This is a genomic window from Magnetospira thiophila, from assembly GCF_054657015.1.
Window position 1 is genome coordinate 488,100 of record NZ_BAAHXF010000002.1, and the last position, 12,570, is coordinate 500,669.

Sequence of the window (12,570 nt, forward strand, 5' to 3'; positions counted from 1 at the left end):
ACCGGATGGGCACAGTCCAAAGAAAAGGGGAGAGCGCCTGAGCCCTCTCCCCCATGTCTTGTGCAGTGATCGTGAAGCCGTGGCTTACGACGAGTAGTACATCTGGAACTCGACCGGATGCGGGGTGTGTTCGAAGTTGTAAACTTCTTCCCACTTCAGGGCGATATAGCCGCTGATCATGTCCTTGGTGAAGACGTCACCCTTGAGCAGGAAGTCCTGATCGGCTTCCAGGGCTTCGAGGGCCTGACGCAGGCTGCCGCAAACGGTCGGCACGTTGGCCAGTTCTTCCGGCGGCAGGTCGTACAGGTTCTTGTCCATGGCATCGCCCGGATGGATCTTGTTTTGGATGCCATCGAGACCGGCCATCATCATGGCCGAGAAAGCCAGGTACGGATTGGCCAGCGGATCGGGGAAGCGGATTTCGACGCGCTTACCCTTCGGGCTGGCCGAGAACGGAATGCGGCAGGAAGCGGAACGGTTGCGAGCCGAATAGGCGAGCAGCACCGGGGCTTCGAAGCCGGGGATCAGCCGCTTGTAGGAGTTGGTTGTCGGGTTGGTGAAAGCGTTCAGCGCCCGGGCATGTTTGATGATGCCGCCGATGTAGTACAGCGCCGTGTCGGACAAATCCGCATAGCCCGAACCGGCCATGATCGGCTTGCCGTCTTTCCAGATGGACTGGTGGGTATGCATCCCCGAGCCGTTGTCGTTGATCACCGGCTTCGGCATGAAGGTGGCGGTCTTGCCATAGGTATGGGCGACCATGTGGGTCACGTACTTATAGATCTGCACGTTGTCGGCCGATTTCACCAGGGTGTCGAAGGTCAGGCCGAGTTCATGCTGGGACGGCGCCACTTCGTGGTGGTGCTTGTCCATCTTGAGGCCCATTTCCTGCATCACGGAAACCATTTCGCCGCGCAGGTCGGATACGGAATCCACCGGCGGGACCGGGAAATAGCCGCCCTTGACCGGCGGACGATGGCCGGTATTGCCTTCCGGCATGATCTTGCCGGTGACATAGGGGCCTTCCTCAGAGTCGAATTCGTACATGACGCGGTTCATGGAGACGTCGAAACGCACGTCATCGAACACGAAGAATTCCGGCTCCGGACCGAAGAAGGCGGTGTCGCCGATGCCGGTGCTCTTCAGATAGGCCTCGGCCTTTTTGGCGATGGAACGGGGGTCGCGATTGTAGAGCTGGCCGGTGCCGGGCTCCATGATGTCACAGTTGACGATCATGGTGCTCTGGGCGGAGAAGGGGTCCATGACCGCCGAGGCCGGATCGGGGATCAGCGCCATGTCGGATTCGTTGATGGCCTTCCATCCGGCGATGGACGAGCCATCGAACATGATCCCGTCGGTGAAAGAATCCTCATCAATGAAAGCCGACACCATGCTCAGATGCTGCCACTTTCCGCGCGGATCGGTAAAGCGCAGGTCGACAAATTTGATCTCGTTGTCCTTGATGACTTTCAGGACGTCAGCGGGAGTTTCGCACTTCAACGTCATAGTTCAGGTACCTTTCAAACGTATAGATGAGGGTTCGAGGGGACGCCGTCAGACGGCTTCCTTGCCGCGTTCGCCGGTCCGGATGCGGATGGCGTCTTCAATGGTGGAAATGAAAATCTTGCCGTCGCCAATGCGACCGGTATAGGCAGCCTGCTGGATGGCTTCCACGGCCCGCTCGACCAGGTCCTCATCCACCACAAGCTCGATTTTTACCTTCGGCAGGAAATCGACAACATATTCGGCGCCGCGATAGAGTTCCGTGTGGCCTTTCTGGCGGCCGAACCCCTTGGCTTCGACAACGGTGATGCCTTGAAGTCCCACTTCATGCAGGGCATCCTTCACCTCATCGAGTTTGAAGGGTTTGATGATCGCCTCGATTTTCTTCATGGAATACTGTCCCTTTGCCAATTTGGGCGATCCCTCGCCGGGAAACGCCAAAGCCTTTCGGCCCGGCCCTTTCTTAGCACATGCCGTGCCAGCCACGCCAATCCAATATTTTGATCCGGTTTGACCCGATTCCGGGGCATTCTAGCGGAAGATGCGTCAAAAATAAGCGCATTTATGTGCCCAAATATTAGGCGGCTGCATAATAATCGGGCGGCACACTCAGAGGACAAGGGAGGGCAAAAATCAGCAAACTCCTTGACGCCACTTTGCCCAGCGGTTAAAGAATGCGCCTCTTGTGGCGAGTGTAGCTCAGTTGGTTAGAGCACCTGGTTGTGGTCCAGGGGGTCGTCGGTTCAAATCCGATCACTCGCCCCATATTTCCCAATCCCTTATGATGTTCTTTTTAGCGGTACGGTCCTCGGGGATCGGCCCACGGGGCAGGCGAATGCGCCTCCCTAGACCTTTTCCATGTCTGATCGCGGAGGGAGTCGTGATGGATGAGGCATTTTATTAATATTAGAAAAATCTAATTGACAAACATTAGTAAAATCTAATATTATGGCGATCAGGTTGTCAGGATGAACAACGGTTCAGGAAACGAAAGTTCAACGGAAGGATCTGTGCCGCTCGAACGGCAACGCCAAGCAAGCGGCCTTCACCCCATAGTTCAACATAGAGAGACAGATATTATGAACACGATCATTGAATTGAAGCCCGAATGGACGGCCCTGCTGGACGGGGTGATGGTCGCCTACGAGAATGGTGACGACTTCGAAGGTGTGCGGCTGGCCAAGCTGCTTTGTGATGATCTGGCCCGTTACCCGGGCGAAGAAGCCGACGTGGCGCGGGAGCGCCTGCACATGATCACCGAGGCGCTGAATCTGGCCGCCTGATGAGAATAAAATAAAAAAAGTGCCGGGAGAAACGGGAGGGTGACGGGGCGATCCGTCACCCTCTTTTATGTTGCCGAGGTGTCCGGATCGGTCGTGGCTTTGATGACCACGACCCCGGCTTCGGCGAACATGGCGGTGGAGGTGCGGATGTCCGCCTCCCAGCGTTCCATGAACGGGCCATCCATGGTCGCCGCATCGACGACCACCCGGGAAATGCCAGACTGGATGATCTTGCGGGCGCAGCCACAGCAGGGGTAGTGGGTCACATAGAGGGTCGTGCCCTCGGTGCTGGCCCCCATGCGGGCGGCATTGCAAATGGCGTTTTCCTCGGCATGGCTGGTCCATTGGTATTTTGTCGGACGCTCGTGACGTTCTTCAACCGTATCATCAATACCACGTGGAAAGCCATTGTAAGCAAAGGTAACAGGTGTCCGGTCATCGGTGATCAGGACAGCCCCGACCTGGGTGCTGCGGTCCTTGGACCAGGAGGCCACCTCATGGGCCAGACGTAAAAACCGCTCGTGCCATTTGTTGTTCATTGTCGCAGGACCTTCGCGGTCAGGAGGGGTTTTCGGCCTTCGCCTTGTCCCGTTGCTGCTTTTGCCAGCGCGGGAACAAGATGCCTTTTTGCGGTCCGCCATCGGCCACGTACTGGAAGGCCCGGAGGTAGAACTGCGGGGCCAGATAGCCCGGCACTCGAAAGATCTCCGTGCCCTCGGCGCCGAAGAAGATGGTCGTCGGCGAAAAATTGACCATCAGCTTTTCGTTGAAGCGGGCTTCGGCCAACACTTCGCCGTCGAAGTCGGTCACCTCGTTGGCACCGTACATATTGATGACCATGACATCGAAGTTGGCCGAAACGAAATCAATGATTTCCGGTTCCTGAAAATTCACCTCGTGCAGCCGTTTGCAGGCCCCACAGCCCTGCTGTTCGAAAATCAGCACCAGGCCCTTTTTGCCGCTGTCCAGGGCCTCCTTGAGATCTTCCTTGAGATCGAGAAAGGACAGATTCTTGAACCAGGATTCCGTATGAACGCCGTCGTCGCGCTCGATGCTTTCGGCCTGGGCCGGAAGGCTCAGAAGCAACAGGGCGGCGAGGGCAATGGAAAGACGACGCAACATGCATACCTCCATGAGACTGAGCAGAAAAACGGGGACCAGTTGGCCCCCGTTTTCGCGGTTTTCTGCGGGCCGAAGCCGAAGGATCAGGTCCGGCTCCAGATATCGTTGGTGATGTTGCCGTACCAGCCACGGGCATAACGGGCCTCGGCGGCGCGGAACTTGGGCCCTTCGCCCAGGGGTGACAGACCACCGGAACCGGCTTTGCCCCGATAGCCTTCATCGGTCAGCTGATAAACCGCCGTGACCGAGATTCCGTACACGGGGGTGATCAGGCTGTAGCAGGTGTTGGTGGTGGTCGGCACGCCCGGCTCACGCCCGGCCAGTTCATCGACAATGGCCGCCGCGCAGACCTTGGCTTGGGTGTTGGCGGCGTTGCCGGATTTCGGCATGCCGTTCACCGTGGCCGCGTCGCCCAGGACGTAGACGTCCTTTTGCAGGGTCGACTCGAAGGTCTTGTGGTCGATCGGGCACCAGCCCAGGGCATCGGTGAGGCCCATGGTGAAGGCGATGTCGTTGGCCTTTTGCAGCGGAATATAGTTGAGAACCGCTGCTTTATGCTTTTCGAACTCGGTGACGGCGGTGTTGTTCTTGACGTCGATGGAGACGACCTTGCCGTCCTTGGACCGCGGCACCCATTCGATCATGTCGCCGTAGTGCAACTGCCAACCTTCCTGGAACAGGCCCTGCTTGGAGAACTTGTCCTTGGAATCGAGGATCAGCACCTTCGATTTGGGCTTATTGTACTTCAGGTAATGGGCGATCATGCTGGCCCGCTCGTACGGCCCCGGGGGGCAGCGGAACGGATTGGCCGGCGGGGCAATGATGACAACGCCGCCGTCATCCATGGCGCGCAGTTGATCGTGCAGGATTTTGGTCTGCGGACCGCCGTTCCAGGCATGGGGGACGAGCTGCGCCGCCGCCATGTCGTAGCCCGGGGTATCTTCCCATTTGAAGCCGACGCCCGGCGAAACCACCAGCTTGTCGTACGGGAAAATACTTCCCTTGTCGGTGGTGACGGTCTTTTTGTCCGCATCGAAACCGGTGACGGTCTCGTGAACCACGATCACGCCTTCATCATCACGCAGATTGTCGTACCCGAAGGTGATCGAGTCGTAACTGCGGATTCCAGCCAGATAAAGGTTGGAGAAGGGACAAGTGGTGAAATGCGTTTTCGGTTCGATCAGGGTGACCTGGACGGTCGGATCGAACAAACGGATGTACTTCGCGGCGGTCGCGCCACCAAAGCCCCCGCCGACGACGACGACGCGCGCGCCGCCCTTTTCGCAGCCTGCGATGCCGAAGGCGGAAACGGCGCCCGCCGTGCCCGCGAGCTTCAGAAATGACCTGCGGCTGGTACGTGCCATGGGTCTGTTCCTCCCTAAATGCATTATTTGTTGATTTTTTCGAAGTAGTTGGCGATCGCCTCGATTTCCTTGTCGGAATAACCCTTGGCAATCCGGTTCATGATCGGGGCGACCTTGTTGTCCCCTTTGTAGTCCGACATGTAACCGATCATCCGCGAGGCCTTGATATCGGAAAGGCCGGGGATGATGCCCAAAGATTCTCCCTTGGGACCATGGCAGTTGTAGCAATTGGCCGCCAGAAGTTCGGCCCGCGCCATGTCCTCGGCCTTGGCGGAAGAGGCTCCCGCGATTGCGAAAACAACAGCCAGCGCAACCCCGTAAAGGGCGCTCCGTTTGTAATTCATTTGTTCCTCCCAGTCGTCGCTCGTTACGCGTTGTTTGATTTCCGGCTTTTCCCGGTATGGCCCTTGCCATCGCGGTTCCCAGGAACCACCCATGACTTGGGATCATGTATAAGTTACGGATAACACACCATGGTGCGTTTGCAAACCGTTATTGGCCCAAACGAGCAGGAAGTGGAATGTTTATATATTCCACTTCCATCTGGGGTATTGGCGGATTTTCGACGCGGCCTGAATAGGGCGGATGGCGAAATAGGATCGAAATATTCCGCCGCGCTATTCCAAAAAAAATCGTGTAATAACAAAAGATGCTCATACGCTTAAGAATAGGGATGCCTCTGATGCGGATACTGAATCTTATCGGACTGTTTGTTCTGCTGGCATTTACGCCTCTTCATTGGGCCTGGGGGGCAGATAATCCAGTGATCGGGCAAATCAAAATCGCCACCGGAGCCGTTCATATTGTGCGTGATGGAAAGACATTGGCGGTGACGGAAGGACAGGAGATCCACCTCAACGATGAGGCGGTGACAGGCGGCGACGGCACCCTGGGTATCACCCTGGAGGATAGCACCACTTTATCCTTAGGGCCGGACAGTCAGTTGATTTTGGATGCATTTGTTTACGATCCGGTGGGTGAGGACCTGGGCTTGGGATTGAATCTGTTGCAAGGCACTCTGGCTTATGTGTCCGGGACCATTGCCCATTTGGCACCGGACAAGGTGTCGGTCCATACCCCCATCGCGACTATTGGAATCCGGGGCACCCGGTTTGTCGTCAAAGCTACTCCGCAGTGAGTCAGGGAGAATACGTCGATGATTGATTGGATTTTGATAGCCTTGTTTGCCGGGTCGGTTTTCGCCTTGCAACCGCCGGATAATGTCGTGGTTTTATTGGCTGAGGAGGATGGCTCCGTCGGTCAGGTGATCGTGACGACAAAAGGCGGCTCGCAAGTGCTGGATCAGGCGGGATTGGCGACGGTGATCGACTCTGCCGAACAGGCCCCCTCGGCTCCAGAGACGCTGGATGCCGCCCAGATCGACAGTCTGTTTGGGGCGACCCTGGCGGCCCAACCGCCGCGGCCCTATCATTTCAAGCTGTTTTTTGAGACCGGCACCACAAAACTGGATGCTGAGTCGCAGGGCCGGTTGGCGGAAATCGTTGAAGCTGCCAAGGGGCGGGCTTATGCCAAGGTCTCGGTGATCGGCCATACGGATCGGGCCGGGGATGCCGCCTTGAATGCCAATCTGGCGGCAAAACGCGCTGCGGAAGTCCGTGACCTGTTGGTCGATGCCGGTCTGGCGGCAACCGCCATCGACGCGCGTTCCCATGGTGAAATGGATACCTGGATTCCTACGGCCGACGGTGTGGCTGAACCGCGCAATCGCCGAGTGGAGATCAATATCCGTTAAACTGCTTCGGCGCCGTAGAACAGGGTGACCGTGTGCTTGGCCTCGGCGAAGAACAGCCAGCGCTCGACCACGATGCCCAGGCTTACCGAGAAGGCGGCCAAGACGGTGGCCGTGATGGCGATCCAGGACCCGTCGAAGGCCATGGAGACGACGGTGAAAAGCACCGGCAGGGCAAAGGCGAACAGGTGGGTGACGCCGCGCAGGTTGGCGGCATGTTTGCGCGCCACCTGATAGCCCATTTCGCGGAGCAGGTAGTTATCCACATAATGGGGGCTCTCGACGGCCCGGATGCGACCATAAACCCGCAGGCCGGTGGCGGTTTCCGGGGTGCTGATGGCCTCGGTATTGTCGATGAAGTTCCAATAAAACAGCTTGGCCCCCCAACCGGCGACAATGGTCGCCAGCACCCAGCCGGAGATATAGGGGTTGTGCAGGCCGAAGCTCTCCACCAGCACGTTGAACCAGATGCCGCCGGTCATCACACCGAGGATGGTGTAACTGGGCGGCACCCAGATGTTGTACCACTGGTGAATGGTCTTCAGGCTGCCATAGATCATGCTGGTGCAGAACACGGTCAGCATGGCCATGCCCGCCGTGGCCAGCCCGACCAGCGCCCAAGGACCGTAATTATCCTCGAACACCAACCAGCCGAGGGCGAAGATCCCGGCGATGGGGTAGGTGATTACCGCAAACACCCCCTCGCGGGCCAGCCAGGAGGATTTCCATTGGGTCAACGCCCGCCAGGCCCGTTCCGGGTGGCCCAGGTGAAAGGTCGAGGACAGCAGCCCGACGGAAACCGTACCCAGGGCCAGGGCGAAGGCGGTCAGGCCGAACCAGAAGTCGGCGGGTAGCACCCCGGCGGCGGACAGGAAGCCCATGATGGTCAACATGCCGTAGCCGGCCCCGGAGGTGGTGGTGAAGAAAATGACGGAATAGGCGGGATGCATGGGGAGGAGTCCTTTCCGTCAGCGCGTGAACAGTTTGTCGAGCCAGCGGGCCAGCAGCCGTTCGGTCTTGCCCATGGGCACCAGACGACGGGGCGCGCCAATGTCCCGGGCGCGGGTCTTGCGGGGGCGCGGCGGCAGATATTTATTGGTCGGCTTGTAGCCCAGTTCCGGCATCAGGTCGAAGCCGCCACGGGCCGCCACCAGCCGCGACACCTCGGAGGCCGGGTCGCCCAGATCGCCGAAATGCCGGGCACCGGTGGGGCAGGTGACGACGCAGGAGGGCTGGCGGTCGATTTGCTGCATGTTCTCGTTATAAATGCGATCCACACAGAGGGTGCATTTCTTCATCACCCCCTCGTTTTCATCGAACTCGCGCGCCCCATAAGGACAGGCCCAGGAGCAGAGCTTGCAGCCGATGCACCAATCCTCGTTGACCAGCACGATACCGTCTTCCTCGCGCTTGTAGGAGGCCCCGGTCGGGCAGACGGTGACGCATTGGGCATTTTCGCAATGCAGACAGGATTTGGGGAAATGGATGGTCCGGCAGTCGTTGCCTTCACCGGCTTCGAAGGTATGAATGCGATTGAGCCAGACGCCGACCGGATCGGCCCCGTAGGCATCTTGGTCGGTCAGCGGGGCCGGGTGGCCGCCGGTGTTCCATTCCTTGCAATGAACCGCACAGCCATGACAGCCGACGCAGATGTCCAGGTCGATGACCAGGCCGAGGCGGCGACCGGAGGGATATTCGGGAAGGCTGGTCATGTCAGGCGTCCTCCCCGTTTTTTCTGTGCCAGGATTTGGGATTGAAGAAGTGGCCGAAGCGGTTGTGCTTCGGGGCCGGACGTGCGCCGGAGGGGCGCTGCTGCGGGTCGAATTGCGGCCAGGTCGATCCCTGTTCCTCCGGTGCCGCCTTGCGGATTTTGACCTTGAGGTCGAACCAGGAGGCCTGACCGGTTACCGGATCGGAGTTGGAATAGGCGTAGGCGTCCTTGTCTTTTTTCGGCGGCAGCAGTTCGGAGATCAAATGATTGAGCAGAAAACCCTTTTGGCTTTCCGGGGATTTCGGATCGAGGCCCCAGGCTCCGGCTCGCTTGCCGATGGCGTTCCAGGTCCAGACGGTGTCCGGGTTGACCCCTTCGACCAATCGGGCCTGGACGCGGATTTTACCGTGGTGGCTTTCCACCCAGATCCAGTCGTCGTCGGCAATATGCAATTTGGACGCCGTAGCCCGGTGGATATACAGCCGGTTGGCCGTGTTGATCTGACGCAGCCAGGCATTATGGGAGCCCCAGGAATGGTACATCTGCATGGGCCGCTGGGTGAGGGCGTGCAGCGGAAATTCCGCATTGTCCACCATCGCTTCCTCGAACGGCACATACCAGATGGGCAGGGGGTCGAAATAGTCTTTCACCCGTTGGCGATGTTCTTCCGGCGGCTGATATTCCCCGTGCCCCTCGGCGGCCAGCCGGAACTTCTGGATCGGCTCGGAATAGAGCTGCATGACGATGGGCTCGGCGGAGCCCAACAGGCCGAAATCCACCGCCCATTCCAGATAGCCCGCATTGGCGAACTTGTAGAACTTGTGCTCATCAGGCAGGTGATAGGCCCAGAAGGACTGGTTTTCGATGTAGCGATTGAGCTGGTCCGGGTTGGGGGTGCCGCGTCCGTGCTGCTTGCCCTGTTCGCCGCGCCAACCGGCCAGCGGGCCGATGCCCGGTCCGCGCTCGTGGTTGACGATATAGTCCTCGTAACCGCCCGGATACTTGGCCGTGCCGTCGTCGTTGGTCATGCCCGGCAGGCCCAGACGGGCCCCCAGGTCGAGCATCACCGTCTGGAAGGGGCGAACATCGCGATCCAGGGGAATGATCGGCTGGCGAATGGCGTCGGCCGGACCGTCGGCCTCGCAGATCGGGCGGTCGAGCAGCGAGATGCAGTCCCAGCGTTCCAGATAAGTGGTGTCGGGCAGGATCAGATCGGCGAAGGCGACCGTCTCAGACTCGAAAGCGTCCACATAGATAAAGTGGGGAATCTTGTATTCGCCGGTTGCCGGGTCTTTGTCCTTGAGCATCTCCATGACGCCCTTGGTGTTCATGGAGGAGTTCCAGGCCATGTTGCCCATGTACATGAACAAGGTGTCGATGGGGTAGGGATCGCCCTTCCAGGCGTTGGTGATGACCATGTGCATCAAACCGTGGCTGGACAGCGGGTTTTCCCACGAATAGGCCTTGTCGATGCGCAACGGCGTGCCGTCCGGATCGACCAGCAGGTCGGCCGGTTCGGTGGGAAAGCCCAGCGGCGCGCCGGGCAGACCCTGGCCCGGCTTGACCTGATCGCGCTTGCCGGTCGGCTTTTGCGGCGGCGGCACCGGGCGCGGGAAGGGCGGCTTGTAGCGGAAACCGCCGGGGCATTCGATGGAGCCCAGCAGCACCTGCAACAGATGAATGGCGCGGCAGGTGTGAAAGCCGTTGCTGTGCGCCGAAATGCCGCGCATGGCATGCATGGCGATGGGGCGACCGATCACCTTGTCATGCTCGCGACCGGCCCAGTCGGTCCAGCGGATTGGCAGTTCGATCTGTTCCTTGAACGCCACATGGGCCAGTTCGGCGGCCAGACGGCGGATGGTCTCGGCTTTCAGGCCACAAGTCTTGGCGACCTGATCCGGCGCATATTGCGGGTCCATGTAACGGGTGGCCAGCAATTGGAACACGGGTACGGCCTTGCGGCCATCGGGGGCCACGTAGGTGCCGACCATGGCCGGTTTCAATTCCGGGTCCATGGCATCGGCCAGACACTTGCTATCGGAGTCCCAAATCTGCGGATTGCCCGATTCATCGCGCAGGAAAAGCCCGTGATCTGCCGCGCCCGGGTCCTGAATGACCAGCCAGGGGGCGTTGGTGTAGCGCACCAGATATTGGAAATCCACTTTGTCGGCGCGCAGCAATTCGTAAATCAGCGCCATGACGAACAGGCCGTCGGTGCCGGGACGGATGCCGACCCACTCGTCGGCGATGGCCGAATAGCCGGTTTTCACCGGATTGACTGAAACGAATTTGGCGCCGCGCGTCTTGATCTTGCCCAGGCCGATTTTGATGGGGTTGGAATCGTGGTCCTCGGTCACCCCGAACATCATGAAATATTTGGTGCGGTCCCAGTCCGGCTCGCCGAATTCCCAGAACGACCCCCCGATGGAATAGAGACCGGCGGCGGCCATGTTGACCGAACAGAATCCGCCGTGCGCCGCATAGTTGGGGGTGCCGAACTGGCTGGCCCACCAACCGGTCAGCGACTGGCTCTGGTCGCGCCCGGTGAAAAAGGCCAGCTTGCGCGGGTCGGTGTCACGGATGTTTTGTAGCCAACCACTGGCGATGCCGAGGGCTTCGTCCCAACTGATCGGCTTGAATTTGCCTTCGCCGCGTTCGCCGACGCGCAACAACGGCTGGGTCAGCTTGGCCGGGGAATATTGGGTCATGATGCCCGCCGAGCCCTTGGCGCAGAGCACCCCCCGATTGGTCGGATGGTCCCGGTTGCCCTGGATGTAGCGGATCTTGCCGTCTTTCAGGTAGACCTTGATGCCGCAGCGGCAGGCGCACATGTAGCAGGTCGAATATTTGATGTCATCGGCGACCTCCGGAGAAGTTTCCACCACTTCCCGCTTGGTGATCGGCCAGAAGCGATTGGCCATGCCTGATATCCTTCCCCCTTGCGCGTGCCTTCGAGTCGGCTTTTGTATTTCAGAATCCTTATAATATTAGAAATATCTTATATGTGTCAAACGGCTTGTTGAGCGACTCGAGAGGCTTCCTACCCGAAAAGGGGAGGTCGGGTAGGAAGGCCCTTGCAACTACCCGAATGGACGGGTACATAGAGCCCGGACCCACCTGAACCCACCCACAAGAAGGCAGGGGAGTCGAGAGGAAAGAAACGTGGACGAATCCACCGATACGGTGCCCATCGACCTGGTCATTGCCGACAAGAGTCCTTTGGTGCAGACGGCTTTGGCGAGTCTTTTCGGCGGCGACAAGCGCTTCCATCTGGTCGCCGTCTGTGCCGATGGGGAGCGATTCATGGAAGCGGTAGACCGTCTGGCCTTTAGTATCGGCGTGATCGGGTGGGATATGCCCTACCTGCATGGTCGGGGAGTCCTGGAGGCTCTGCGCGGTCGTTCGGATGGTCCGCGCCTGGTGATTTACAGTGGCAATGCCAGTCTCGATATTCCCCGTCAGGTGATGAACCTGGGCGGGGCCGGTTTCTGTTCCAAAAGCGAGGCCCCGGAACGGCTCATCGAAACCGTTTTGGCGGTGGCCGAGGGGCGGATGATGTTCCCCTTCATTGATGTGCACAAGGCCATCGACGATCCGCTGGCCGGCCTGACCACCCGTGAACACGAGCTGCTGGCCTCGCTGGCCGGCGGGCGGACCAATGCCCAGATCGCCGCAGACATGGATATTTCCCTCAATACGGTGAAATTCCATCTGAAGAATCTCTACAGCAAGTTGACGGTCCATAATCGGGCCCAGGCGGTGGCCTGCTATCTGCGGGCGCGCGGACACGATGGGTAGGGACAGGCTACCCGGACAGGTTGGGGTGGGCCTCTCCGG

General features: G+C 59.3%; 13 protein-coding genes and 1 tRNA gene. 5 read left to right on the forward strand and 9 right to left on the reverse strand.

Features of this window, described 5'->3' with window-relative positions:
• Positions 1–84: 84 nt before the first annotated feature.
• The gene (gene glnA / locus ACYQ1P_RS11945; RefSeq protein WP_460020577.1) at positions 85–1,506 is read right to left on the reverse strand and encodes a type I glutamate--ammonia ligase; all 1,422 of its coding nucleotides are present in this window, start codon (positions 1,504–1,506) and stop codon (positions 85–87) included.
• Positions 1,507–1,554: 48 nt separating this feature from the next.
• Positions 1,555–1,893, reverse strand: a complete 339-nt coding sequence (locus tag ACYQ1P_RS11950) for a P-II family nitrogen regulator (protein WP_460020578.1) — start codon at positions 1,891–1,893, stop codon at positions 1,555–1,557.
• Between the two features lie 298 nt (positions 1,894–2,191).
• On the opposite strand from ACYQ1P_RS11950, the gene ACYQ1P_RS11955 reads away from it, so the two are divergent.
• Together ACYQ1P_RS11955 and ACYQ1P_RS11960 are read left to right on the forward strand one after the other, a co-directional pair.
• A tRNA-His gene (locus ACYQ1P_RS11955) sits at positions 2,192–2,268 on the forward strand.
• Between the two features lie 314 nt (positions 2,269–2,582).
• Positions 2,583–2,786, forward strand: a complete 204-nt coding sequence (locus ACYQ1P_RS11960) for a hypothetical protein (RefSeq protein WP_460020579.1) — start codon at positions 2,583–2,585, stop codon at positions 2,784–2,786.
• Positions 2,787–2,851: 65 nt separating this feature from the next.
• Here ACYQ1P_RS11960 and ACYQ1P_RS11965 read toward each other — a convergent pair whose 3' ends face one another.
• The 4 genes from ACYQ1P_RS11965 to ACYQ1P_RS11980 all read right to left on the reverse strand — a co-directional run bounded on the left by ACYQ1P_RS11965 (position 2,852) and on the right by ACYQ1P_RS11980 (position 5,616).
• Complete coding sequence (locus ACYQ1P_RS11965; protein ID WP_460020580.1) at positions 2,852–3,325, reverse strand: deoxycytidylate deaminase; 474 nt, start codon at positions 3,323–3,325, stop codon at positions 2,852–2,854.
• 19 nt (positions 3,326–3,344) lie between these two features.
• Entirely contained in the window at positions 3,345–3,908 is a 564-nt protein-coding gene (locus tag ACYQ1P_RS11970; RefSeq protein WP_460020581.1) for a thioredoxin family protein, read from the reverse strand.
• Between the two features lie 83 nt (positions 3,909–3,991).
• Positions 3,992–5,272 carry an FCSD flavin-binding domain-containing protein gene (locus ACYQ1P_RS11975; protein ID WP_460020582.1) on the reverse strand — a complete coding sequence of 427 codons (1,281 nt, stop codon included), beginning with the start codon at positions 5,270–5,272 and terminating at the stop codon, positions 3,992–3,994.
• Positions 5,273–5,295: 23 nt separating this feature from the next.
• A complete protein-coding gene (locus tag ACYQ1P_RS11980; RefSeq protein WP_460020583.1) occupies positions 5,296–5,616 on the reverse strand; it encodes a c-type cytochrome in 321 nt (106 codons plus the stop codon).
• Between the two features lie 329 nt (positions 5,617–5,945).
• Here ACYQ1P_RS11980 and ACYQ1P_RS11985 point away from each other — a divergent pair, with 329 nt between their 5' ends.
• Positions 5,946–6,410: a FecR family protein gene (locus tag ACYQ1P_RS11985; RefSeq protein ID WP_460020584.1), complete on the forward strand. Its 465-nt coding sequence runs from the start codon at positions 5,946–5,948 to the stop codon at positions 6,408–6,410.
• A gap of 18 nt (positions 6,411–6,428) precedes the next feature.
• Positions 6,429–7,025: an OmpA family protein gene (locus ACYQ1P_RS11990; protein WP_460020585.1), complete on the forward strand. Its 597-nt coding sequence runs from the start codon at positions 6,429–6,431 to the stop codon at positions 7,023–7,025.
• On the opposite strand, the gene ACYQ1P_RS11995 is transcribed toward ACYQ1P_RS11990, so the two are convergent.
• Genes ACYQ1P_RS11995 through ACYQ1P_RS12005 form a run of 3 tightly spaced genes read right to left on the reverse strand, consistent with a single transcriptional unit; the run spans position 7,022 to position 11,654 of the window.
• The gene (locus ACYQ1P_RS11995; RefSeq protein ID WP_460020586.1) at positions 7,022–7,972 is read right to left on the reverse strand and encodes a dimethyl sulfoxide reductase anchor subunit family protein; all 951 of its coding nucleotides are present in this window, start codon (positions 7,970–7,972) and stop codon (positions 7,022–7,024) included. The two genes, ACYQ1P_RS11990 and ACYQ1P_RS11995, sit on opposite strands and share 4 nt — an antisense overlap.
• A gap of 18 nt (positions 7,973–7,990) precedes the next feature.
• Positions 7,991–8,734 (reverse strand): 4Fe-4S dicluster domain-containing protein, encoded by a 744-nt coding sequence (locus tag ACYQ1P_RS12000; RefSeq protein WP_460020587.1) that lies wholly within the window; start codon positions 8,732–8,734, stop codon positions 7,991–7,993.
• Between the two features lies 1 nt (position 8,735).
• The gene (locus tag ACYQ1P_RS12005) at positions 8,736–11,654 is read right to left on the reverse strand and encodes a molybdopterin oxidoreductase family protein (RefSeq protein WP_460020588.1); all 2,919 of its coding nucleotides are present in this window, start codon (positions 11,652–11,654) and stop codon (positions 8,736–8,738) included.
• Between the two features lie 241 nt (positions 11,655–11,895).
• Between ACYQ1P_RS12005 and ACYQ1P_RS12010 the strand changes: the two genes are divergently transcribed.
• Complete coding sequence (locus ACYQ1P_RS12010) at positions 11,896–12,531, forward strand: LuxR C-terminal-related transcriptional regulator (RefSeq protein ID WP_460020589.1); 636 nt, start codon at positions 11,896–11,898, stop codon at positions 12,529–12,531.
• Positions 12,532–12,570: the final 39 nt, after the last annotated feature.

Coding starts and splice junctions, on each gene's coding strand:
- glnA (WP_460020577.1), bottom strand. CDS start 1,506: ATGACGTTGAAGTGCGAAACTCCCGCTGACGTCCTGAAAGTCATCAAG.
- ACYQ1P_RS12005 (WP_460020588.1), bottom strand. CDS start 11,654: ATGGCCAATCGCTTCTGGCCGATCACCAAGCGGGAAGTGGTGGAAACT.
- ACYQ1P_RS12000 (WP_460020587.1), bottom strand. CDS start 8,734: ATGACCAGCCTTCCCGAATATCCCTCCGGTCGCCGCCTCGGCCTGGTC.
- ACYQ1P_RS11975 (WP_460020582.1), bottom strand. CDS start 5,272: ATGGCACGTACCAGCCGCAGGTCATTTCTGAAGCTCGCGGGCACGGCG.
- ACYQ1P_RS11950 (WP_460020578.1), bottom strand. CDS start 1,893: ATGAAGAAAATCGAGGCGATCATCAAACCCTTCAAACTCGATGAGGTG.
- ACYQ1P_RS11970 (WP_460020581.1), bottom strand. CDS start 3,908: ATGTTGCGTCGTCTTTCCATTGCCCTCGCCGCCCTGTTGCTTCTGAGC.
- ACYQ1P_RS11965 (WP_460020580.1), bottom strand. CDS start 3,325: ATGAACAACAAATGGCACGAGCGGTTTTTACGTCTGGCCCATGAGGTG.
- ACYQ1P_RS11985 (WP_460020584.1), top strand. CDS start 5,946: ATGCCTCTGATGCGGATACTGAATCTTATCGGACTGTTTGTTCTGCTG.
- ACYQ1P_RS11960 (WP_460020579.1), top strand. CDS start 2,583: ATGAACACGATCATTGAATTGAAGCCCGAATGGACGGCCCTGCTGGAC.
- ACYQ1P_RS11990 (WP_460020585.1), top strand. CDS start 6,429: ATGATTGATTGGATTTTGATAGCCTTGTTTGCCGGGTCGGTTTTCGCC.
- ACYQ1P_RS11980 (WP_460020583.1), bottom strand. CDS start 5,616: ATGAATTACAAACGGAGCGCCCTTTACGGGGTTGCGCTGGCTGTTGTT.
- ACYQ1P_RS11995 (WP_460020586.1), bottom strand. CDS start 7,972: ATGCATCCCGCCTATTCCGTCATTTTCTTCACCACCACCTCCGGGGCC.